Annotated in this window: 25 protein-coding genes and 1 pseudogene; 13 read left to right on the top strand and 13 right to left on the bottom strand. The window is 65.9% G+C overall.

The window, feature by feature from the left end; translation table 11 throughout:
- Nucleotides 1-4: 4 nt before the first annotated feature.
- Together RM50_RS00130 and RM50_RS00125 are read right to left on the bottom strand one after the other, a co-directional pair.
- Complete coding sequence (locus RM50_RS00130; RefSeq protein WP_043448521.1) at nucleotides 5-1096, bottom strand: hypothetical protein; 1092 nt, start codon at nucleotides 1094-1096, stop codon at nucleotides 5-7.
- A gap of 289 nt (nucleotides 1097-1385) precedes the next feature.
- Nucleotides 1386-2108, bottom strand: a complete 723-nt coding sequence (locus RM50_RS00125) for a glycoside hydrolase family 16 protein (protein WP_240471769.1) — start codon at nucleotides 2106-2108, stop codon at nucleotides 1386-1388.
- Nucleotides 2109-2395: 287 nt separating this feature from the next.
- On the opposite strand from RM50_RS00125, the gene rpsF reads away from it, so the two are divergent.
- The 7 genes from rpsF (at nucleotide 2396) to RM50_RS00090 (ending at nucleotide 7373) form a co-directional block, all read left to right on the top strand.
- Nucleotides 2396-2701: a 30S ribosomal protein S6 gene (gene rpsF, locus RM50_RS00120; RefSeq protein ID WP_015939036.1), complete on the top strand. Its 306-nt coding sequence runs from the start codon at nucleotides 2396-2398 to the stop codon at nucleotides 2699-2701.
- A gap of 73 nt (nucleotides 2702-2774) precedes the next feature.
- Nucleotides 2775-3347 (top strand): single-stranded DNA-binding protein, encoded by a 573-nt coding sequence (locus tag RM50_RS00115; protein ID WP_043448519.1) that lies wholly within the window; start codon nucleotides 2775-2777, stop codon nucleotides 3345-3347.
- A 127-nt stretch (nucleotides 3348-3474) separates the two neighbouring features.
- Complete coding sequence (gene rpsR / locus RM50_RS00110; RefSeq protein ID WP_003800144.1) at nucleotides 3475-3714, top strand: 30S ribosomal protein S18; 240 nt, start codon at nucleotides 3475-3477, stop codon at nucleotides 3712-3714.
- Nucleotides 3715-3731: 17 nt separating this feature from the next.
- Nucleotides 3732-4184, top strand: coding sequence for a 50S ribosomal protein L9 (rplI, locus tag RM50_RS00105; protein WP_043448517.1), 453 nt, complete (start codon nucleotides 3732-3734; stop codon nucleotides 4182-4184).
- Between the two features lie 81 nt (nucleotides 4185-4265).
- Entirely contained in the window at nucleotides 4266-5114 is an 849-nt protein-coding gene (locus RM50_RS00100) for a PhzF family phenazine biosynthesis protein (RefSeq protein ID WP_043448516.1), read from the top strand.
- Between the two features lie 102 nt (nucleotides 5115-5216).
- Nucleotides 5217-5843 (top strand): FMN reductase, encoded by a 627-nt coding sequence (locus tag RM50_RS00095; protein WP_043448514.1) that lies wholly within the window; start codon nucleotides 5217-5219, stop codon nucleotides 5841-5843.
- Nucleotides 5844-5993: 150 nt separating this feature from the next.
- Nucleotides 5994-7373: a hypothetical protein gene (locus tag RM50_RS00090; protein ID WP_240471768.1), complete on the top strand. Its 1380-nt coding sequence runs from the start codon at nucleotides 5994-5996 to the stop codon at nucleotides 7371-7373.
- A 90-nt stretch (nucleotides 7374-7463) separates the two neighbouring features.
- On the opposite strand, the gene RM50_RS00085 is transcribed toward RM50_RS00090, so the two are convergent.
- Nucleotides 7464-8036, bottom strand: a complete 573-nt coding sequence (locus tag RM50_RS00085; protein WP_043448498.1) for a hypothetical protein — start codon at nucleotides 8034-8036, stop codon at nucleotides 7464-7466.
- Nucleotides 8037-8810: 774 nt separating this feature from the next.
- On the opposite strand from RM50_RS00085, the gene dnaB reads away from it, so the two are divergent.
- Nucleotides 8811-10193: a replicative DNA helicase gene (gene dnaB / locus RM50_RS00080; protein ID WP_043448491.1), complete on the top strand. Its 1383-nt coding sequence runs from the start codon at nucleotides 8811-8813 to the stop codon at nucleotides 10191-10193.
- Here the strand turns inward: dnaB and RM50_RS00075 are convergent.
- Both RM50_RS00075 and RM50_RS00070 read right to left on the bottom strand, forming a co-directional pair.
- Nucleotides 10190-11200, bottom strand: a complete 1011-nt coding sequence (locus RM50_RS00075) for an acyl-CoA thioesterase (RefSeq protein ID WP_043448490.1) — start codon at nucleotides 11198-11200, stop codon at nucleotides 10190-10192. The two genes, dnaB and RM50_RS00075, sit on opposite strands and share 4 nt — an antisense overlap.
- Before the next feature lie 138 nt (nucleotides 11201-11338).
- On the bottom strand, nucleotides 11339-11773 hold the full coding sequence (locus tag RM50_RS00070; protein ID WP_043448488.1) for a DoxX family protein: 435 nt from the start codon (nucleotides 11771-11773) through the stop codon (nucleotides 11339-11341).
- 135 nt (nucleotides 11774-11908) lie between these two features.
- Here RM50_RS00070 and RM50_RS00065 point away from each other — a divergent pair, with 135 nt between their 5' ends.
- From RM50_RS00065 to RM50_RS00055, 3 genes are all read left to right on the top strand, one after another.
- The gene (locus RM50_RS00065; RefSeq protein WP_043448487.1) at nucleotides 11909-13234 is read left to right on the top strand and encodes an MATE family efflux transporter; all 1326 of its coding nucleotides are present in this window, start codon (nucleotides 11909-11911) and stop codon (nucleotides 13232-13234) included.
- 66 nt (nucleotides 13235-13300) lie between these two features.
- Nucleotides 13301-13891, top strand: coding sequence for a hypothetical protein (locus RM50_RS00060; protein ID WP_043448483.1), 591 nt, complete (start codon nucleotides 13301-13303; stop codon nucleotides 13889-13891).
- Between the two features lie 99 nt (nucleotides 13892-13990).
- The gene (locus RM50_RS00055) at nucleotides 13991-14368 is read left to right on the top strand and encodes a hypothetical protein (protein WP_043448481.1); all 378 of its coding nucleotides are present in this window, start codon (nucleotides 13991-13993) and stop codon (nucleotides 14366-14368) included.
- Between the two features lie 22 nt (nucleotides 14369-14390).
- On the opposite strand, the gene RM50_RS00050 is transcribed toward RM50_RS00055, so the two are convergent.
- Complete coding sequence (locus tag RM50_RS00050) at nucleotides 14391-14936, bottom strand: CGNR zinc finger domain-containing protein (RefSeq protein ID WP_043448480.1); 546 nt, start codon at nucleotides 14934-14936, stop codon at nucleotides 14391-14393.
- Nucleotides 14937-15007: 71 nt separating this feature from the next.
- Here RM50_RS00050 and RM50_RS00045 point away from each other — a divergent pair, with 71 nt between their 5' ends.
- Nucleotides 15008-16045: an EamA family transporter gene (locus RM50_RS00045; protein WP_052259859.1), complete on the top strand. Its 1038-nt coding sequence runs from the start codon at nucleotides 15008-15010 to the stop codon at nucleotides 16043-16045.
- 96 nt (nucleotides 16046-16141) lie between these two features.
- Here the strand turns inward: RM50_RS00045 and RM50_RS00040 are convergent, their stop codons facing one another.
- Entirely contained in the window at nucleotides 16142-16405 is a 264-nt protein-coding gene (locus RM50_RS00040) for a WXG100 family type VII secretion target (RefSeq protein ID WP_043448478.1), read from the bottom strand.
- Between the two features lie 210 nt (nucleotides 16406-16615).
- Here RM50_RS00040 and RM50_RS00035 point away from each other — a divergent pair, with 210 nt between their 5' ends.
- Nucleotides 16616-16888, top strand: a complete 273-nt coding sequence (locus tag RM50_RS00035; RefSeq protein WP_043448476.1) for a DUF2277 domain-containing protein — start codon at nucleotides 16616-16618, stop codon at nucleotides 16886-16888.
- Nucleotides 16889-16938: 50 nt separating this feature from the next.
- On the opposite strand, the gene RM50_RS00030 is transcribed toward RM50_RS00035, so the two are convergent.
- From RM50_RS00030 to RM50_RS20955, 6 genes and pseudogenes are all read right to left on the bottom strand, one after another.
- The gene (locus RM50_RS00030) at nucleotides 16939-19224 is read right to left on the bottom strand and encodes a heavy metal translocating P-type ATPase (RefSeq protein ID WP_043448473.1); all 2286 of its coding nucleotides are present in this window, start codon (nucleotides 19222-19224) and stop codon (nucleotides 16939-16941) included.
- A gap of 42 nt (nucleotides 19225-19266) precedes the next feature.
- Nucleotides 19267-19506: a heavy-metal-associated domain-containing protein gene (locus tag RM50_RS00025; RefSeq protein ID WP_043448470.1), complete on the bottom strand. Its 240-nt coding sequence runs from the start codon at nucleotides 19504-19506 to the stop codon at nucleotides 19267-19269.
- 53 nt (nucleotides 19507-19559) lie between these two features.
- Nucleotides 19560-19925 (bottom strand): metal-sensitive transcriptional regulator, encoded by a 366-nt coding sequence (locus RM50_RS00020; RefSeq protein ID WP_043448468.1) that lies wholly within the window; start codon nucleotides 19923-19925, stop codon nucleotides 19560-19562.
- A gap of 298 nt (nucleotides 19926-20223) precedes the next feature.
- The gene (locus RM50_RS00015) at nucleotides 20224-20736 is read right to left on the bottom strand and encodes a universal stress protein (protein ID WP_043448466.1); all 513 of its coding nucleotides are present in this window, start codon (nucleotides 20734-20736) and stop codon (nucleotides 20224-20226) included.
- A gap of 95 nt (nucleotides 20737-20831) precedes the next feature.
- Entirely contained in the window at nucleotides 20832-21623 is a 792-nt protein-coding gene (locus RM50_RS00010; RefSeq protein WP_043448464.1) for a class F sortase, read from the bottom strand.
- Between the two features lie 101 nt (nucleotides 21624-21724).
- Nucleotides 21725-22095: pseudogene (locus RM50_RS20955) on the bottom strand (hypothetical protein); the annotation flags it as partial.

Genomic DNA, 22095 nt, shown 5'->3' with positions numbered 1-22095 from the left:
CCCCTCACACCTGCTCGTCGAGGACCGACGGCAGCAGCTCATCAAGGTGCCGGACGATGTCATCCGACGCCTGGTCCGCAGAGTAGGCGGCGGGTACCTGCAGCAGGTGGCAGGGGCGCCCGTCGAGCGCTTTGCTCAACACGAGGCCTTTCGCCGCGAAGTGCTCCCGCCATGGGACGACCGAGGTGGCCGCCAGGCCCGTCACGACCCGCTGCGAGAAGCCGGCCATTTCGATGTGGAAGTTGCCGATCATCCGGTCGACCATCCAGTCGGTGGTCCGTTCCAGCGCCCTAGTCTGCGCACCGTCATAGCGTTCGACGTAGATGGCCGCGGCGAGCGGGGCTTTGGTGGTTACTTTCCGGCCCGGGAACGCAGCCTCAGGGGTGACCATGCGGTGTTCGGGGGACCAGCGCCGGGAGAAGTCTGCCAGCCGCGGATAGCGGATGACGTAAGGGTGGACCACAGTGGTGAGGCGTCCGACAGTCCCGGAAAGTTGGGAAGGGACGAGGGGCTTGCGGGCGCCCTCGAAAAGGTGCGGATAGATGTCGCGGTGGTGCGGCTTGATGAACATCGGCTTCGCATAACCGAGAAGGGTGGCGTCCTCGGCGAGGAACGCCCAGTCGTCTCCCATGAAGGACCAGCCCTCACGCCGCATCAGTTTGGCGGCGGTGCTCGTCTTGCCGGTTCCGCCGGCTGCGGGAAGCGCGATGGCATGGCCCCGGTATGCCATGGTTGCCGCGTGGATCATTGCTGCTCCCCGGGCGATCATGGCCGCATCAAGGACAGGTACCACGGACGTCAGCAGCTCGCCCGGCCCGTGGATGCGCCAATTGTCTCCGTCCCGTACCACCTGGACCCGATCGGCCTGGAAACGCACGCTGTTGTCTGTGTACGCCAGCTCATGCTCCACGTGGCCTGCATCCGGCATGGCTTCCGGTTGGTCGTCGACGATGATCTCGGCCTGCCGCTCCGTATCCGAGGCAAAGCATGCCAGCATGCTCTGAAGCTGCCTCGCTGCCGGGGCATTCGCGTCGACGCTGATGGTGACGCGGCCGTGAATGTCGAAGTGCAGAGCCTTCGTCCGCCTGGTGCTCATAGTCCTCCCCTGTCTGATTGGTGTCGGCCGTGGAGCCCGGCCCGGGTCCCGATCCGTCAGTGCCCCTAGGCGAATCCGGAAACCCCGGCCGTGACGCCGCCGGCAGAATCGAGCGTAGGGTAGGCGGCCCGGGTAAACACCGGTAGTGTGTACTCGCTTTTGTCCCGGCTCCTACGTGGGGAAATACGTGGTGACGCGGGAGGCAGGGGTGGCGGGACAGCCGTTAGTCCGGCGTTAGGTACATTGGGGGTTTTGGCCGTCCGGGCGGCGGGTAGGGAGGGTGCCTTTCCTAGCCGGCCGGGGCGTAAACGCGCACCCAGTCCACCCGCATCTCGCCTGAGCCGTTGGAACTGCCGTCCGGGAACCAGTCCAGTTGCAGTGTCTGGTGCATGGGACCAGGGGGATGGTGTGTGGGGTCGTTGTCCTCAAACCACTTCACGCCGTCGATGTAGCCCACGATGCCCCGCGGGGACCAGTCCACGGCATAGTTGTGGAACTCGGTGAGGTCCAGGGCCTGTGAGACGGAGGTCTTCGAGTTCGAACAGCCGTAGTGGTGGAAGAAATTGACGACGCTCCAGTCCCCGGTTGTCTCCGCATAATCGACTTCGCCGTCGCACGGCCAATTTCCGCTTTCGGGCCACAGGATTGCCACCATGTGGTACTCGTCGTCGCCGGAGCCGGCTGCCCGGACTTCCCAGCGCCCGTACTCCTGGCTGCCGAACTTGGCGGACATGCCGGCTGTGGTCCCGTCGTTGGTGCCCGAAATAACCAGCTTTGAACCGTCCACGGTGGCCTGCCGTGGACTTCGAACACCGTTCCCGGCGTGTCCGGGACTGTCGTACACGGACCACTTTGCGGGATCCGGTGCGCCGGCATAGTTGAACTCGTCCCCGCCAATCGGCGCGCCCCACTGCAGCCTGGACGCGGCCGAAGCCTGCCGGGCCGCGTCCGTTGGGGTGGAGCACCCAGCCAACAGCATTGCCGCCCCAAGGGCGATCACGTGTCTGCGCACACGTCAGATGATAGGGCTGCCGGGGCAGATTGGGCACCCTATCCTCAGTCGGGCGGCCCGGAGGTCCGGGTTTTCCACATAGCCGTGTGCCGGTGCGCTAAGAGGGGGACCATGCACCTAGCCTTGAGTCAAGCGCGAATCGCCTAACAGGGCCAAATGCACTAAGATAGTGAAGTCTGTGCTTGTCCTGCCTCCGTTCCGGCGGCAAGGCATGGCGCGGAATCGCAAATGAACCTCCTGTTACGGAAATCCCGTAACCGCTTAGCCCAAAGGAGGTGGGTTCACATATGCGTCCTTACGAATTGATGGTAATCATCGACCCCGAGGTCGAAGAGCGTACCGTTGAGCCGTCGCTTCAGAAGTTCCTGAACGTCATCACCAACGATGGTGGAACCATCGAAAAGGTTGACATCTGGGGCCGTCGCCGTCTGGCTTACGACATCAAGAAGAAGTCCGAAGGTATCTACGCCGTGGTGAACTTCACCGCCAAGCCGGAAACCGCCAAGGAACTTGACCGCCAGCTGTCTCTTAACGAGACCATCATGCGCACCAAGATCACCCGCCCCGAAGAGCAGAAGGTTGTCGCTGAGTAATTCAGCTGCATCTTTCATTCTTTACCCCGCAGGAAACGCACTCTTCACCCAGGATCGAACAAGGAGGCAGTAGATGGCAGGCGAGACCACCATTACGGTCATCGGTAACCTCACCAATGACCCGGAACTGCGGTTCACACCGTCCGGTTCGGCGGTAGCGAACTTCACCATCGCTTCCACCCCGCGTACCTTTGATCGCCAGTCCAATGAGTGGAAGGACGGGGAGACCCTGTTCCTCCGCGCCGCGGTCTGGCGTGAAGCAGCCGAAAACGTTGCCGAGTCCCTGACCAAGGGCATGCGCGTCATCGTCACCGGCCGCCTGAAGAGCCGCTCCTACGAAACAAAAGAAGGCGAAAAGCGCACCGTTATCGAGCTTGAGGTCGACGAGATCGGCCCGAGCCTGCGCTACGCCAATGCCAAGGTAAACCGCACCCAGCGCTCCGGCGGTCAGGGCGGCGGTTTTGGCGGCGGCAACAGCGGCGGTGGCTTCGGCGGAGGCAACTCTGGTGGAAACCAGGGCGGCAACTCCGGCGGAGGATGGGGCGGCGGCAACCAGCAGGCTGCACAGGACGATCCCTGGGCTACGCCCGGAGTGTCCAACGCAGGCGGCTGGGGCAACGGCCCCGATTCCGAACCTCCCTTCTAAACACCCACTAAAGGCCCGACGCCGGGACCGCCAAGGTGCCGAAAGGCACCTGAGGCAGCTGCCGCCGTCGGACCACCACCATCCCGTGGATCAATATCCACGGGCTCCCTAGAATAGGAGCTCCACGATGGCTAAGGCTGAACTCCGTAAGCCCAAACCAAAGTCCAACCCCTTGAAGGCCGCTGACATCACCGTCATCGACTACAAGGACGTAGCATTGCTGCGCAAGTTCATCTCCGACCGCGGCAAGATCCGCGCCCGTCGCGTCACTGGCGTTACGGTGCAGGAACAGCGCAAGATCGCCCAGGCAATCAAGAACGCCCGTGAAGTTGCTCTGCTGCCTTACTCCGGCGCTGGCCGCGGCTAAGGAAGGGATTAACTAACATGGCAAAGCTCATTCTGACCCACGAAGTAACCGGTCTCGGTGCTGCCGGCGATGTTGTCGAGGTCAAGGACGGTTACGCACGTAACTACCTGCTGCCCCGCAACTTCGCCCTGACCTGGTCGAAGGGTGGCGAGAAGCAGGTTGAGTCCATCAAGGCTGCCCGCGCTGCCCGCGAGCACGCTTCCCTGGAAGATGCTCAGAAGCAGGCCGCTGCGCTCTCCGCCAAGCCGGTCAAGCTGGTCGTCAAGGCCGGCGAGTCCGGCCGCCTGTTCGGCACCGTCAAGCAGGGCGACGTCGCCGACGCTGTTGAGGCCGCCGGCCTCGGCAAGATCGACAAGCGCAAGGTGGAACTGCCCACCCACATCAAGTCGGTTGGTTCCTACCAGGCCAACGTCCGCCTCCACGCTGACGTAGCCGCTGTGATCGAACTCGACGTGGTGGCAGGAAAGTAATTTCCCCACTCCATGTCACGACCCCCGTCGCCGGACTCCGGCGGCGGGGGTCTTTCGTTTGCGCGGTGGTAGCCTGCTCCGGTGACCCCAACACTCCGCAGCCGTCCCTTTCACCAGGTGGATGTCTTCGCCAGCGACGCCTACCGCGGCAACCCGCTCGCCGTCGTGCTTGATGCCCAAGGCCTGGACACAGCAACCATGCAGCAGTTCGCGAACTGGACCAACCTGTCCGAAACAACGTTCCTGATGCCGCCGGTCGACCCCCGCGCCGACTACAGCGTGCGGATCTTTACCGGCACCGAGGAATTTCCCTTCGCGGGACACCCCACGCTGGGATCGGCCCATGCCTGGCTCGAAGCAGGCGGAGTGCCCAAGTCCGACGGCTACGTGGTCCAGGAGTGCCGGGCAGGACTGGTCCGGATCAAGCGCGACGACGGGCGGCTGGCTTTTGCGGCCCCGCCCCTGACACGGTTCGGCGGAGTCGAAGCCCCGGTCCGCGAACAGCTGTCCAGGGCCCTGCGGCTGCCGGACTCCGGGATCCTCGACGCGGCGTGGCTGGTCAATGGGCCGGAATGGGTCGGGGTACTCCTCCGGTCCGGCGAGCAGGTGCTGGCGCTCGAACCGGACACGGCGGCGATGGGGGACTTGAAGGTAGGAGTCATCGGACCCCGCCAGCCCGGGGCCGACACCGACTTTGAGGTCCGCACCTTCCTGCCCGGGGACGCCATGGTGGAAGATCCCGTCACCGGCAGCTTCAACGCAGGTGCCGCCCAGTGGCTCATCGGCAGCGGCCGGGCGCCGCGACAGTATCTGGCTTCCCAGGGAACGGCCCTGGGCCGTGCCGGGCGCATCCACGTCAGTGCCGAAGGCGGGGACATCTGGGTGGGCGGACACTCCACGACCTGCATCCAGGGCGCCGTGCAGCTCTGATGTGCGCCGGGTGCGCCCCGGGAATACTCCACAGACCTGGGCTGTTCACTGATATGAATGCAAATGCATGTAAGTGAAGTGAACGAGCATCAGGAGAATGCCATGGAAACCCGCCGTCTCACCGTCCTCTCCGCCGGGCTGGGTGTACCGTCATCCAGCCGCCTGTTGGCCGACCAGCTCGCCGCAGCTGCGGAGCGGCGGCTCCGCACGGCAGGCTACGACGTGGCCGTGGACGTCGTCGAACTCCGCGACCTGGCCGTGGACATCGCCAATAACTTCGTCACCGGATATGCCGCACCGCGGCTGGCAGAGGTCATTGCCGGCGTTGAGGCATCCGACGGCATCATCGCCGTAACCCCGGTCTTCAGCGCTTCCTACAGCGGCCTGTTCAAGTCCTTCATCGATGTGCTGGACCCAAAGTCCCTGGACGGCAAGGCTGTCCTGCTGGGCGCCACCGGCGGAACCGACCGGCACCAGATGGTCCTGGACTACGCGATGCGGCCGCTCTTCAGCTACCTTCGCACGCGCATCACACCAACCGGCGTGTTCGCCGGACCCCAGGACTGGGGGACCGCGGACGAGGGTGGCCAATCATTGGCCAACAGGATTGAACGGGCAGCGGGCGAGCTCACCGGACTGCTGGAGGGTCCGCAGCCCGGCCGGAAGGCCGCCCCGCTGGAATCCCTTCCGTTTGAGCAACTGCTGGCCGGCATTTCCGGCAACTCCTGACGCACCGGGGTTAGGGGGCCGGCTTACCCCGGTTTAGGGGGCCGCCCGGGGCTTGTCTTTGATCCTCCCACCGCCAAGACTGGGCAATCTGGGGGTTGACTGACAGATCAACGCCGGGGAGCAAAATTGAGAGACCATCCACTGTCCAGTGTGGACGAGCATGATCCAGGTGCCAGGGCCTCCTGGCCTTTTTCCAGAGGCGGACTTGCCGGTCCTTCGGGCCGCCCCTTGCGTCGGTCGCGGCGGGGGCTTCCGGCGCTGCTGACGGTGCTGCTGCTTGTGCTTGCCGGCCTGGTGGCGCCCTTGGCCGCGTCTGCCGCTACCGGTGATGTCGGGGTCCAGGGCCCGTCGCACAGTGGGACGGGTACGCCCACGGGCACCAAGCGGCAGACCAACTCGCTGTGGTTCAACGACGGGACCTGGTGGGGGAACCTTTGGGACTCCGGCAGCTCCACGTTCCGTATCTTCCGGTTCAACGCCTCCACGAATTCGTGGACGAATACAGGCGTGGTGACGGAATCGCGGGCGAACACGCACCATGACGTGCTGTGGGACGGGAAAACGCTGTATGTCGCCAGCTTCCGGTTCGTCAATGACGGCCTGCCGGCCGAGCCAGGCTTCCCCACCACCGTGCGCCGTTACAGCTACAACTCGAGCACCAAGTCATACACGAGCCTGGGATCGTCCCAAATCAACAATCAAAAGGTCGAGACCATATCCATTGATAAGGATTCGACCGGGCGCGTCTGGGCTACCTGGCAACAGGGGAACAGGATCTATTTGAACGTCACAGGCACCGATGGTGCCACGTGGGGAACACCATTTGCCCATCCCGCCTCCCTCAGCAACGTCTCTGTGGACGATAACTCGGCGGTGATTGCCTTCAGCGGGAACAAGATCGGCCTGATGTGGAGCCGCCAGGTGGGGGACAGCACCGATGGCATGTATTGGAGCTACCACGTTGATGGAGCTTCAAACTCGTCCTGGACCACTCCCGTGGCGGCCGTGAAGGGGCAGCGGAGCGGTGACGACCACATGAACCTGAAGTGGCTGGATGCCTCATCGGACAAGGTATTCGCTGCCATCAAAACCTCATACACCTCGGCGTCGCAGCCGCTGATCCAGTTGCTTGACCTGAACACGTCGACGTCGACATGGTCTGCCCACACGATCGCCACAGTGTCTGAGTGCCCGAACAGGGTGATCGTCATGATCGACGAAGCCGCGCGCAAGCTACGTACCTTTGCTACCTATCCGAAACCGAGTGGCACGACGAACGCCGGGGTCTGCACGAGTTCGGGTGGTGCGATCTACGAGAAGTCCACGCCGCTGGACAACATCAGCTTTACGACCTCCAAGACGGCCCGCATCGTGGACGCCGACCAGTATGTCCATAACGTGACGTCCACGAAGCAGAACGTCAACAGCCTGGCGAGGGGGACGGCCAACAGCGGACTTCTGGTGCTCGCTGATGTGAATGCCACAAGCCGGTACTGGCACTACTACGATTCCACTGGCGGGGCGGGATAGGCGGTCGCCCAGCTCATCGCGGCCCAACCCCTGCACGGTTGCCCGCCTGGTGGAACTGCCGGCCCCGGAGCTGACGTTCGCTGGCCCACGTCAGTCGCCGAGCAACTCGATGAACTCGCGGGCCTGCATGGGGGAGATATCCGAGTGGCGGGTCAGGGCAGTCACCGCCGCCTCGGTGTCGCCATTGCGCGCCAACGTGCGGATCCTGCCGTAAATCTCATCGTTGAGCATATTGCTGCTCACTTCCCGGGTGACATCGCCCTTGCTGGCAATGGCCCTGTACCGGTAGGGGAAGCGCTGCGGCTCATCCTCCGCCTCCGGCAGCGGCTGCGCCGGCTCAGGACTCCGGTACGGCTGGGGATGCGCTGCGAGGGCTCCTACGGCGTCCCGGGAGGCACGCAGCCCTTCCCCGGTGATCTCGTAGTAGAGCTTGATGGCAGCCATGGCCTGCCCCTGCGCGATCAGCGCATAGAGCCGGCGGTGTTCATCTTCGGACAGCCTGTCTGCCGCAGCCCGGGCCACCTCCTGCGGCGTTTGGCCTGGGCGCCTCTGGGGGGCAGTGGCCGGATGTGCCGCGTTGCGGTTCCGGACGGCGCGGTAGGCCAGGATGACCGCCACCACCACGGCGAGCAGGATCAGGACGGGGACCACAAGGGATTCCATTTCACGAGCCGTTCTTTGTACTTCCTGGCCCTTGCCAGCTGCGGTTGTTGTGCTGTCCATCCACCCGCCGCACACCATGGCAGGCGCCGTCCCGCAGCGTTGCGGGTACCGGCAGTGCCGGAGGATCACCCATACCTAGAGCTTAATCCAGGTCGCGGTTATCCACAGCAATATTCAATCTCCTGCATACAGCAGAGCCCCCGGCCGATCAAACTCCCCGGCGGGAATATGAGGAGCGCCACCTTTGACGAATCGGGCCCGGCAAGCGCTCCGCTGTCCGCATTCCCCTGATGGCTCTTCCTCGCGGCCTGTGGATGAAATTCCCCAAAAGAAATATTTACTCCACATGTCGGATTGAGTGTTTCCGCAGGTCAGAGCCATATGGAAGAACAAAAAAATTCTGTATCCACAGACTTCCCCACAGGCTGTGCACAAGCTATGCGCGGTACTGCACAGGTTATCCACAACCGCCGGGGCATGCTGGCTTTGCCGCTGGGGCAGCTGCCGCTAGCGTAGCGGGGTACCTGTTCTTCAGCGCCCCTGAGGGCGCCTGCAGGCCCGGTTTTGGACCCGCAGCGAGACCGCACACCTGCCTTTGTGGAAAAGCTGTGGATAGTGGGGATAACTCCGGCCGGGCGCGGACCGGGCGCCTTCAGCACCCGGATTGTCAGGGCCTGAAGGTAGAACTGGACACGTGGCGGGTCCGGCTTCCGGAAGACCGCGAGCAGGATAAACCACCGGGCCCAGGCCCGGTACAAATGGAGGACGGCAGCTTTGTCAATCGCGCATCTGGACCCTGTCGAGGCCACCCGTGGATCGGATTCCAGCCGAAAGCCGCCCCAGGACATAGCCGCCGAACAATCGGTTCTTGGCGGAATGATGCTGTCCAAGGATGCCATTGCGGATGTGGTCGAAATCCTCCGCGGCCAGGATTTCTACCGCCCTGCGCACGAGACCATCTACGAGGCGATTATCGACCTCTACGGCCGCGGCGAGCCTGCGGACGCCGTTACTGTCTCCGATGAGCTGACCAAGCGTGCCGAGATCAACAGGATCGGTGGTCCTGCCTACCTGCACGAGCTGATCCAGACCGTTCCCACCGCAGCCAACGCGGGCTACTATGCAGAGATCGTGGCCGAACGGGCAGTCCTTCGCCGGCTGGTCAACGCCGGAACCAAGATCGTCCAACTGGGTTACGGCTCGGACGGCGAGGTGGAGGACCTGGTCAACCAGGCGCAGGCAGAGGTGTACGCGGTAGCGGAACGCCGAACGGCCGAAGACTACGTGGTGCTGAAGGACGTCATGGAGTCCACGGTGGACGAGATCGAGGCGTCCGGCCACCGCGGCGAAGGAATGACGGGCGTGCCCACCGGCTTCTACGAACTCGACGAACTCACCCACGGGCTGCACCCCGGCCAGATGATCGTCATCGCCGCGCGTCCCGCAGTGGGCAAATCGACCTTCGCCCTGGACTTCGCCCGCTCCGCGGCCATCAAGAACAACCTTTCCACCGTTATGTTCTCGCTCGAAATGGGCCGGAACGAGATCGCCATGCGCCTGCTCTCCGCCGAAGCCACCATTGGCCTGCAGGACCTGCGCAAGGGCACCATCAAGGATGAGCAGTGGTCCAAGATCGCCACCACCATGGGCCGGATGAATGATGCCCCGCTGTTCATCGATGACAGCCCCAATATGTCGCTGATGGAAATCCGTGCCAAGTGCCGGCGCCTGAAGCAGCAGCATGACCTGAAGCTGGTCATCCTCGACTACCTTCAGCTCATGAGTTCCGGCAAGAAGGTGGAGTCCCGCCAGCAGGAAGTCTCCGAGTTCTCGCGTGCGCTGAAGCTCCTGGCCAAGGAGCTCCAGGTCCCCGTGATCGCCCTGTCCCAGCTGAACCGTGGCTCCGAACAGCGGCAGGACAAGCGGCCCATGGTGTCAGACTTGCGTGAATCGGGATCCATCGAGCAGGACGCCGACATGGTGATCCTGCTGCACCGTGAAGATGTGTATGACAAGGAGTCGCCGCGCGCCGGCGAAGCGGACATCCTGGTGGCCAAGCACCGTAACGGCCCCACCAAGGACATCGTGGTGGCATTCCAGGGCCACTACTCCCGTTTTGCCAACATGGCGGGCGACGCCGGCGGCGGAGGCTTCTAGGAGCGCGGCCCGGCAGCCGTCGCCCCGCCGGCCTGTCCTGCCGCAGCCAGCAGATGGTTCGGCAGCCGGTTCCCGGGCGCGGTTCCCCTGATTTCCAAAAGTTCGCGGGCATGGGCGTGCAGCCGCTTGTCCTCCCCGCTGACCGGCACCCAGGCGGGAACTGGAACGGAATTGCCCTCGCCGTCGCGCGCCACCATCACCGTCAGGCAGTAGGTGGTGAGGTTCATTTCACGGCTCTTGGGGTCCCCGGAGCGGACATGGACGGCGATGTGCATGCCCTTGGTTCCTGTGTACACCAGCCGTGCCTCCACCTCCACGACGTGGCCGATCAGGAGCGGCCGGTAGAAGCGCACGCCGCCCGAAAACACCGCTACGGTGTCCCTGCCGCAATAGCGTGACGCGCAGACGTAGGCTGCCTCGTCGATCCACTTCATCACGATGCCGCCGTGCACCTTCCCGCCCCAGTTCACATCCGTGGGCGCGGCCATGAACCGCAGTGTCACCCGTTCGGCCGTGCCGGCGTCGGTATATTCCTGTCCATTCATGGCTTCGACAATTTGTTCCCTGACCTTGATCCGGGCCAGGGCGTGGTCGCGCTGCTCAATTTCCGCGGCGGTGGCGGGCTCGAACTGCTGTACGGGGATGGGCTTGCCGTCTTCTCCCACGGCCACGAAGATCACCATGCACTGGCTGCGCATGGTGGCAGGCCCGCCTTTCGGGTCGCCGGAGGAGACCACGGTGCGGATGTGCATGGAGGACCTGCCGGTGTAGACAATGGTCGCTTCCACTTCCACCATGTCACCGCTGTTGACCGGATCGGCGAAGTGGATGTTCCCCACGTAGGCGGTGACGCAGTAGGACTTGGCCCATCCCACCGCTGCGGCATAGGCCGCCTTGTCCACCCACTCCAGCACCGTTCCGGCGTCAACGGATCCGCTGTGTCCCACATCGGTAGGTGCGGCGAGGAAGCGGAGGGTCACGGAGTTGCGGCGGCCGGTCTCAGTCATGCTGCGATCTTACTGAGCGGCCCGGTTACCGGCCGGTTGGCGGGCGGGCCAACGACACAAAAGGCCGACGGCGGCCGGTCACGCCAGTGCGGGAAAGACTGGGTGGCCGGCCGCCGCCGGCGATACGCGTGTGGGTTCCTATGCCAGGGCGGAGAGGCGGGAGTTGCCGCGCCCGAAGAGGGCGCGGTCCAGGGACAGCCGGCCCGCGCCGGTGAGTGCCAGGGCGAACGCTGAGGCGGCCAGGAGCAGGACGAGTTCATAGCCTCCGTTCGCGGCGAAGACGCCCGCGGCGGCATGCACCAGGAAGAGTGCGCCGAGCATGTCCAGGGCCAGCAGGGTGGCCACGACGCGGGTAAGGATCCCCACAATCAGGGCAATACCGCCCGCGAGTTCCAGGACGGCGACGGCCGGCGCCATGACGTCGGCCGCCGGAACACCCATCTTGGCGAAGGAGGCCTGCGTGCCGGCAATGGTCCATTCATTGAACTTCTGCCATCCGTGGGCTGCGAACAGGAACCCGAGGACGATGCGCAGGGCGGTAAGGGCGGTTGTGGTCAGTCGTGAATGGTTCATGCCATTCACTCTCCCGGATAATTAGTTGAAGTGTCAACAAATTGGGGCCGGATGTGGTCTTTGTCATCACCGGCAACTGCTGACCGGAGGCAAGGTTAAGCTGGCTCCGTGCCCCAACAACCTGCTCCCGCATCCATGGCCGGGACCCGCGGCCCCGCCCGGGACATCCTTCGGCTTGCCGTCCCGGCCTTTGGCGCGCTGGTGGCTGAGCCGCTGTTCCTGCTGGCAGACTCCGCCATCGTGGGGCATCTCGGCGTGGCCCAGCTCGCGGGGGTAGGGCTTGCGTCCGCCGTGCTGCAGACCGCCGTCGGACTCATGGTCTTTCTTGCCTACTCCACCACTCCGGCAGTTGCCCGCGCCATGGGCGACGGCCAGTTGGGCAAAGCCCTTGCGGCAGGGCGCGACGGCGTGTGGCTGGCTTTGATCCTTGGCGTACTCCTGGCGGCGGCCGGGTTTGCTGCTGCCGGGCCGCTCATTGGCCTGCTGGGCGCCGAGGGCAGCGTCAGCGCTTTCGCCGTCGACTACTTCCGCTGGTCCATGCCCGGTTTGGTAGCCATGCTGCTGATCTTCGCCGGCACGGGGGTGCTCCGCGGCCTGCAGGACACCAGGACCCCGCTGGTCGTCGCCACGGCGGGCTTCGGCGTGAATATCGTGCTGAACCTGTGGCTTGTATACGGGCTGGGACTGTCCGTAGTGGGTTCCGCCGTGGGCACCAGCATTGCCCAATGGGCCATGGCGGGCGTCTACGTGGTGATGGTGCGCAGGAGCGCGGTCCGCCACGGCGTGGGCCTGTTGCCCAGTTGGCGGGGCATCCGCAGCATGGCCCGGGTGGGATCCTGGCTGATGCTGCGCACGCTCAGCCTGCGGGCCGCAATCCTGGCCACGGTGTTGGTTGCAACGGCGCAGGGGGAGGTCAACCTGGCGGGCCACCAATTGGCCATGACCATCTTCTCCTTCCTGGCATTCGCCCTGGACGCCCTGGCCATTGCCGCCCAGGCGCTGATTGGGAAGGAGCTTGGCGCATCCAACGCTGGGAAGGCCAGGCTGCTGACCGGCACCATGATCCGCTGGGGTTCGGGGTTCGGCGTAGTGACGGGCCTGCTCCTGGCCGCAGTTGCCCCATGGGTTGGTGCACTGTTCACGCCGGACCCGCAGGTCCAGTCGGTACTTACCGTTGGCCTCTGGGTGCTGGCTGCCGGGCAGCCGATTGCGGGTTATGTCTTTGTGCTGGACGGGGTGCTGATCGGCGCAGGGGACGCCCGCTACCTTGCCCTGGCTGGACTGGTGAACCTGGGCGCCTACGCGCCGCTGCTGGCCTGGGTTGCCCTTTCCGGTATTGGCGGTGCCCCGGGGCTGGGATGGCTCTGGGTGGCTTTCGGGCTGGGCTACATGGCGGCCCGGGCCGTGACGCTGGGCCTGCGGGCCCGGTCCGACCGCTGGATGGTGCTTGGTTCGGCCTGACCCCCGCCGCCGGCACGGAATGGCCGGCAGGTTAGATCTGCCGGCAGCCCCCACTAAACTGGACCGGTGACACAACCATCCACCCCTGAGGGTACTGCTCCCGGAACCACCCCCCACCCCGACCTTTGGAAACCGGTCCTGCTGCGTTCGGCGGCTGCCCTGGTCTTTGGTGCCGTAACGGTCTTCTGGACCTCTCCGTCGGTGGAGGTCATGGGCTGGGCGGGTGGCTTGTACCTCCTGGCTGTCGGCGTTCTGTTCCTCGGCACCATCCCGGCGGCGGGTCTGGGCCAGAAATCGGTGCCCGGCAAACTGCTGTCAGCCGCCGGCGCCACGCTGGCTGGAGCCGGGTTCGCGGTGCTCCTCCTGCACAGCGACCTGCTGTTCGGCGTGATCGCGGCCCTGGGCCTTGGAGTGGCCGGGGTGGTCGAGCTGGTATGCGGCCTGCGGCACAGGGGCCGGCATATCCTGGCCCGGGACTGGATTGCCTCCGGGATTATCGGCATTGGGACGGCACTGCTGCTGCCGTTCTTTATCAATCTTGGCGCCCACGCCCTGCTTGGTGTGGCCGGCGGGGGAGCCATTGTTTCCGGCGTGCTCTGGGTGCTTTCGGGACTGACGCTCCGGCACGATGCCCGTGCCGGCGCCGGAAAGCCGTAAACTAAGGGGGGCGCCTTCTACTTTCTGTAGAAATATCCGGCGCAAATACTGCAACTCGTACACCAGGCCGGCATCCGCCGCCTGCAGGGAGGAACCATCGTGGCTGACCAGCATCAGGGAAAACCGCGCAAGCTGCGGACCTCGGTGAAGGGTCCGCTGATGTTCTCGGGCTTCTGGGCCGTCGTAGCCTTCGTTGCCGTCCTGATCTTCGCGTCCGGTGGAAGTGCCCGGGCGCCGCGCTTCGACCTCGCCTTCACCGCCGCCGGCATCGCCTTTATCGTCACCCTGGTGATCGCCGCGATGCTCTCCATGAGCTACAAGGAGAATGCCGAACACCTCGGCAAGGGGTCCGGCGTAAACCTGAGTTCGGCACCTAACGCCTCATCCCACGGCGGCACCACCCACGGTTTTGGTGCTCCCGGTAGCCAGAACCCGCCCACACCGGGCGACGGCACGGACGGCACGCCCCGGAGCTAACTCCGGGAGCCCGGCCAGCTGCCTATCCCGCAGCTGCCTGCCTGGCACGGTAGGCGGCCACATGCGCCCGGTTGGCGCAGTTGCCCGTATCGCAGTAGCGCTTTGACCGGTTGCGGCTCAGGTCCAGCACAGCAGCGTCGCAATCATCCGACTCGCAGGTGCGGAGCCGGTCCATTTCCTTGCTCCGGATCACGTCGGCCAGGGCCATGGCGGCCTCGGTGCTCATCCGGTCCGCCAAGGGAGCGTCCGGCGCCGTGGCATGCAGATGCCAGTCCCATCCATCATGCTTGGTCAGTTGCGGCAGCGCATTGGCATCCCGCAGCAGCCGGTTGACCGTGTCCACGGCCGCATCCTCATTCGCCGTCCACACCGCCGCCAGTTGGCTGCGCAGTTCCTGCACGCTTTCCAGTTCCGCGGCGTCCCTGGTCCGGGCGCCCGAGAAACCCTCCGCCGCCAGGAACCTGTCCAGATCCCCGATGGACGCCAACCCTTCCCTGCCGTTCGCGGCTGTGTTGATCAGGTTCACCACCGTCCGCAGTGCCACTTCCGTGTCAGGGGCGAAAACCATGTTGACTCCTTACAGCGCCGAAGCGTAGTGTCATGACCAATACCCCACTTTACTCCTGACAGGAGGCAACGGTGCCTGCCGCCGCCAACAACGTCCCCAACCCGGAGCTGACTGCCCGGCGGAGCAGCTTCCTGGCCTCCGGCCTCGGCATCGCGCTCTTCTCCTCCGCCGTCTTCGGCCTGTCCGGATCCTTCGCCAAAGCGCTGCTGGAAACCGGCTGGTCCCCTGGCGCCGCCGTGACTGTCCGCCTCACCGGCGCCGCCCTGATCCTTGCCCTGCCTGCAGCGGCCGCGCTCCGGGGCCGGTGGCACCAGCTGCGGGACAACTGGCTGACCATCGTGCTGTTTGGGCTTATTGGAGTGGCAGCCTGCCAGCTGTTCTATTTCAACGCCGTGGCCCGGCTCTCCGTTGGCGTGGCCCTCCTGCTGGAGTACCTGGCCCCGGTGATCATCGTCCTGTGGCTCTGGGCGGCCAGCCGCCGCCGCCCCCGGGTGCTGACCGCCGGCGGAACCCTGCTGTCCCTGGCCGGACTGGTGCTGGTCCTGGACCTCACCGGTGCCGTCAAGGTGGACCTTGTGGGTGTTTTGTGGGGCATCGCCGCCGCCGTCTGCCTGGCCATCTATTTCTTCATCACCGCCAAGGAAAACGACACCCTGCCGCCCATCGTGCTGGCCTCGGGCGGACTTCTGGTGGGGGCGGCCGTCATGTGGCTCGCCGCCGCCACCGGCCTGCTGCCCATGTCCTTCAGCGCGGCGGACACCACGCTGGGGCCGTGGACCACGCCCTGGTGGGTCCCGCTCGCGGGGCTGGTGGTCCTGGCCACCGTGCTGGCGTACGTCTCCGGCGTGATGGCGGCCCGGTCCCTTGGCTCCAAGGTGGCATCCTTCGTGTCCCTGACCGAGGTCCTCTTCGCTGTGGTGTGGGCGTGGCTGCTGCTCGGCGAACTGCCCGGAGCCATCCAGCTCCTGGGCGGCGTCCTCATCGTGGGCGGCGTCATCCTGGTCCGGCTCGACGAGCTCCGCGCCCCTGCCGCCCCGGCCGGCGGGAGCCCGGCGCGGGCGGAGGCCTCGCCGCTGGAACATGCGAACGACGTCGAGCCCGTCCCTTAGGCGGGAGGGCCTGCTTAGCCAGGCGCCGCCGTCGGGCGCAAAAAAGGGCAGGGACACCAACCGGTGTCCCTGCCCCGCGTCAAGCTGGCGGCAGGCCTAGTGCGAGGCCTGGCTCTGCTCTTCGGCGTTGCGCTTGGCCTGGGCACCGGCTTCCTTCAGCGCCTCGGCAACCTTCGTGAGCATGGCGGTGTGGGTACCGGACCACTCATTGCGGAACTTGGTTGCGTCCGGGCCTTCCCAGTTGGTGCTGCTCAGAACCTTGGTGAGAGTGGATTTCTGCGTCTCGATCTCGGACGCTCCTGCCTGAAGCTTGCTGCCGAGCTGGCGAAGCTGCTCAACGTCTGCACCCCAAATAGCCATCAGTTTCTCCTTGTTGAATCGTGGATCCGAACCAGATCGGCATCCCCAGCGGCCCCCCGGCTCATCCGGAAGATCCATTGCCTAAAACCTATCCCGGCCCCCAAACAGTGTCGATGGGCAGCCCTGCCCATGCCGGACTCCCCATGCACCGCCGTGAAAGGACCAAAAAAGGGGTCGATCCCAGGCGTTGGATGAGCCTAGCATGGCGGTATGTGCCGGAATATCAGAACCCTCCACAACTTCGAGCCGCATGCCACCTCCGAGGAAGTGCACGCCGCAGCACTGCAGTATGTCCGGAAGATCAGCGGCAGCACCAAGCCGTCCAAGGCCAACCAGGAGGCCTTTGACGAGGCCGTCCACGAGATCGCCCACATCACCCAGCACCTCCTGGAGTCCCTGGTCTCGCAGGCCCCGCCCAAGGACCGGGAGGCTGAGGCGGCCAAGGCGCGGGCGCGGGCCGCGGTGCGGTACGGCGCCGCCTGAGCCCTCGCCCGGTACCAGGGACTGCGGCTACCCGGTACCAGGGACTGCGGCTACTTGCCGAAGCTGCGCAGCCGGAGTGAGTTGGCCACCACCAGGACAGAGCTGGCGGCCATGGCGGCGCCGGCGATCATGGGGTTGAGCAATCCCAGTGCGGCCACCGGAATGCCCACCGCGTTGTAGAAGAACGCCCAGAAAAGGTTCGTCTTGATGGTGCGCAGGGTCTTCCGGGACAGTTCAATGGCCAGGGCAACCTGGGCGAGGTCGTTCCCCATCACGGTCAGGTCCGCGGCCTCGATCGCCACGTCCGTCCCCGACCCCATGGCGATCCCCAGGTCGGCCTGGGCCAGTGCAGCGGCATCGTTGACGCCGTCCCCGGCCATGGCCACCGTGGCACCCGCGGCCTGGAGCGTCCGTACCGCCTGGACCTTCCCTTCCGGCAGGACGCCGGCATGGACATCGTCCGGTGCAATTCCGACGGCGGCAGCCACCCGGGCGGCGACGGCGGCGTTGTCGCCGGTCAGCAGGATGGGCCGCACGCCCAGGCCCTTCAAGCGGGCGACGGCGGCAGCAGACCCTTCCTTCGCGGCGTCCCGCAGGCTGATGATGCCGGCAGGTTCCCCGTCAACGGCGACGCAGATGGCGGTGGCGCCCCCTTCCTCGGCAGCCGCCAGCTGTGCCTGCTGGCCGGCGTCGAGGGCGATGCCGTTGTCGGTCAGCCAGCCGCTCCGTCCGGCCAGCACCCGCCGGCCCTCAACGGTTCCCGCAACTCCGCCGCCGGGGGCGGAACTGAACTCCCGCACCGCAGGCAAGGCCCCGGCGTCGTCCGCTGGCTGCCCGGGACGGGGCGCGGCGGCTGCCGCCGCGGCGATGGCGTGCGCCACCGGATGCTCCGAAGCGGATTCAACCGCTCCGGCAAGCCGCAGGACATCCTCTTCCCGGAACCCGGGAAATGCCGCCGTGGCGTCCACCGCAAGGATGCCCGTGGTGACTGTGCCGGTCTTGTCCAGCAGGATGGTGTCCACGGTACGGGTGTCTTCCAGGACCTGCGGGCCCTTGATCAGGATGCCCAGCTGGGCCCCGCGCCCGGTACCGGTGAGCAGGCCCACCGGCGTCGCCAGGCCGAGCGCGCAGGGGCAGGCGATCACCAGGACGGCGACGGCGGCCGTGAACGCCTGGCGCAGGTGGCCGCCATCGGGATCCGGGCCGGCCAGGAGGAGCCAGAGCACGAATGTGAGGACCGCAAGGCCCAGGACAACGGGGACGAAGACTGCGCTGATCCGGTCCGCCAGGCGCGCGATCGGGGCCTTGCCGGTTTGTGCCTGCGTCACCAGCCGCGCCATCTGCGCCAGCGTGGTTTCGGACCCCACCCTGGTTGCCTTGACGAGCAGGCGGCCGGAGGTGTTGATGGTGGCGCCGGTGACGCGGCTGCCAGGGCCTACCTCCACGGGTACCGATTCCCCGGTGACCAGTGAGGCATCGACGGCGGAGTTGCCGTCCACCACCACGCCGTCCGTGGCGATCTTGGCGCCCGGACGAACCACCAGGACGTCGCCTGCCTGCAGCAGGTCGGCGGCGATGTTCTCTTCGCGTCCGCCGCGCAGGACCGTGGCATCCTTGGCGCCCAGGTTCAACAGGGCCTGCAGGGCGTCGCCGGCCTTCTGTTTGGCGTTGGCCTCCAGGTAACGGCCCAGGAGCAGGAAGGTGGTCACCACGGACGCCACCTCGAAGTACAGGCCGCCGGACATCGCCTCCATGCCCGGAAGCTCCGTCACCCGCGGATCCGCCAGCAGCTGCCAGGCTGAAAACAGGTAGGCTGCAGCCACCCCGAGCGATACCAGGGTGTCCATGGTGGAGGCGAGGTGGCGGGCATTGATGGCTGCCGCGTGGTGGAACGGCCAGGCCGCCCACGTGACCACCGGCAGTGCCAGCACCGCCGCGGCCCAGCCCCAGTTGGGGAACTGCAATGCCGGCACCATGCTCACCAGGAAGACGGGAAGGGTAAGGATGGCGGCGAGCATGAGCCTCGGCCGGAGCTTCGCGGCGGGGATGGCAGCATTCTGGTCGGCTGGCCTGCCCTCCGGCCCGGCCTTCCGCCGCTCCCGCACCCTCGCCTTGTAGCCCGCCGCATTGACGGTATCGACCAGTTGTTCGTCGGTGATGCCGTCAGGGACCGTGACGTAGGCCGATTCCAGTGGCAGGTTGACGGTTGCCGCCACGCCGTCCAGCTTGCCAAGCTTCTTTTCCACCCTGTTGACGCAGGACGCGCAGGTCATTCCCTCAATGTCGAGTTCCACGACGCGGGTGCCGGGCGGGTGCAGCAGTTCCTGGTGGCTCATTGTCAGCTTTCCGTTGGTGGCTTTGCGGGGCGGGCGGCGTTCCTAGGCTTCGTTGGCAACCACCAGGTATCCGGCCTCCGCGACGGCTTCCCCGATATCCGCGTGCGGGAGATCCTTGGTGGACGTGATGGTCACGCTGGAAATGCCGCCGGGGTTCAGTTCGACGTCCACTGATTCGACGCCCTCGAGTGCTTCAAGTTCTTCGCTGACTGCCGACACGCAATGCCCGCAGGTCATGCCCGAGACGCTGACGGTTGTGGTGGTGGGGGAGGTGGTGCTCATGGCTTGCTCCTTTTCGTGGGCCGGGGTGGCCGGTGGGTGGTGGGGTGGCGGGTTCAGCGAAGGAGCCGGCCGATGGCTTCGGCGGCTTCCCTGACTTTGGCGTCGATGGCTTCGGCGCGTGCATCGGGATCGGGCTCGGAGGCTGCACCCACCACGCAGTGGCCGATGTGTTCCTCGACCAGGCCGAGGCTTACCGCGTGCAGGGCCTTGGTGACGGCGGCGACCTGGGTGAGGATGTCGATGCAGTACTTGTCCTCATCCACCATCCGGGCGATGCCACGCACCTGGCCCTCAATGCGCTTCAGGCGCCGAAGGTACGCGTCCTTGTTTCCGGTGTACCCGTGACGGGGTGCAGCGGCACCGGCCGCGGCGGAATGCTCAGCTGCTCCGGCGTCGACGGCTTCTTCGATAGCGTTCACGGGTTGACGATATACCCTTAGGGGGTATCAGATCAACTACCCCCCAGGGGTATCTCGGGAGCTCGCGGCCGGGAATGGTGCGGCAAGGATCGGGAACATAAAAAAGCTCCGGAGTGCGTTATTGGGGGATACGCACTCCGGAGCAGCTTTTGGGCAATTCCGGCTTCCACCTGGGTGGATCGGGCTTGCTTGAATCAGCTTACTGGCTGGTACGGCCACTGCGCCAGCACCGCGAATAACTACTTTCGCTTTACTTTAAACGGGTCTTCAGCGGCCGGTTTTATCCGGTCCCCGCGGCTTACCCGCGGTCCTCATGGGCCGGTTTCCGGTACGGAACCACCAGGACCGGGCGGCTCTGGTGGTGGCTGAGCCAGGTCCCCACGGAGCCGTTGAGTGCCTCCGAAAGCCGGTGCGTGAAGCCGCGTTCGGGGGTGCCCACGATAATGATGGGGGCGTCCACCTCGGCCGCCAGTTGCCCGAGGGCGCGGGCCGGGTCGCCCGTGAGGGTGCGGAACGACCACTCCGGGATCTTGCCCCCGGGCGCCAAGGCCTCCAGGGTGGACTGCACCTTGGCCGTAAGGTCCGCTGACAGCGCCTGCATGTCGTCATCGGCGTCGGGATGGCGGGAAAGGCGGTGGGCTGAGCGGTCCGGGTCCCACTCCACCAGGTAGCTTGCCTCGTCCACGTAGGCGCAGACCAGGGGTGCGCCCAGCCGGGCGGCCAGCGCGGAGGCGGTTTGGAGGACCTCCGGGTGCTGCTGGGGCATGATTCCCACCAGCAGGGGATTGCCGTTGAAGTGTTCCCATGTCATGGGGCTTATTGTCCGCCGGTCCAGGCCGGCAGGAACAGGTACCTTGGGCCCGCAAACTTCCGGGGCGGCAGCCGGGGATGGATTTGCCGGGGTGCTCAGGGCACCGCCGGGTACGCAGTGACTACCACGTTCTTGCCCCAGGGATCTTCTGTGTAGCAGCTGATAAGGACCAGCCGGTTGGGCACCATGTCCCAGATGGGGCTGTCTTTCAGGCTGGACTTCAGGTAGGTGGTGATGCTGTCCACCTGGTAGGTGATGGTTCCGGCTGCTGTTTCCACCTCAAGGCGGTCGCCCACGGCCGCCGCTGAGCTGAGGTGGTTGAAGGGGGCGTCCGCACCTTCCCAGCTGTGGCCGATGACGTAGGTGGTGTTCCCGGAGCCTTTGCCCGGAACACCAAACAGCGAAAGCCAGTAGGCATCCTTCGTGGCAGGCGGTTCGATAGTCCGGCTGGACTGGGCCTCGCCGTCCAGGTCAAGTGGATGGACGGCCACGTCGACGGCAGCCGAGGGGTAGTGGATGCGCACGGGCTGGGCAGCCGGCGGAAGCTCCGGTCCTGCTGCGGGTCCGGCCGCAGTCGGGCCGGCTGGTGGAGCCGGTGCTGCCTGGTCCCGCGACGTGAGGTCATGCCCAGGCACGGTGTCCGGCAGCCCGGTCACCGCGATCGGCGTCGTGCCATTCAAGGCCGTGCCATTGGCAGCAGTGCCGCCGGTGGCAATCGCCCTGACCGGGCCGGCCGACAGCAGTGGTGCAGCGTGGAACAAGGGGGCACCCACGGTTGAAGAGAAGAAGGCCAGGAACCCGCACAGCAGGATGGCCAGATCGCTCCGGTTCCACCGCAGGATGCCGCGCCGCACGGGTGCTGCGTGTCGGCTTCGGTCCTGGCGCATTGGATTCCTTAAGGTCGGCGGGGGTGGAAGGAAGGCGTCCTGCCGGGCACTGGCAGGACGCCTTCCTTGTCAGAGGGCCACCTGTGGTGGCGGTGTTCCGGCTAGCCGGCGGTGTGCAGCGGACGCGACCGTCGCCGGACTGCCACCACGGTTCCTGCGGCAGCCAGCGCTCCCAGGCCTGCGAACCAGTCCGGCAAGCCGTCGGGCGCTCCCACCGCAGTCTGGGCGTTGTAGCCCTGATTGGTTCCCACGCTGACCGGGGCAGGCGCGGCCTTCGGTGCCACGGCCTTCTGCTGGGCAGGGGCGGGCTGTGCGTGCTCAGCAGTCGGAGTCACAGCGGCCGAAGAAGTTCCACTGCTCGTGTCCACGGTGATGTCGGATCCGCCGCCTCCGCCGGTGTCGGTGCCGCCGCCGCCGTTGCCGCCACCGTTACCGTTGCCGCCTCCGTTGTTGCCGCCGCCGTTGCCGTTGC

This window comes from Pseudarthrobacter phenanthrenivorans (genome assembly GCF_000813845.1).
GTDB lineage: Bacteria > Actinomycetota > Actinomycetes > Actinomycetales > Micrococcaceae > Arthrobacter > Arthrobacter phenanthrenivorans_B.
This window is presented reverse-complemented; position numbering and strand designations above follow the sequence as displayed.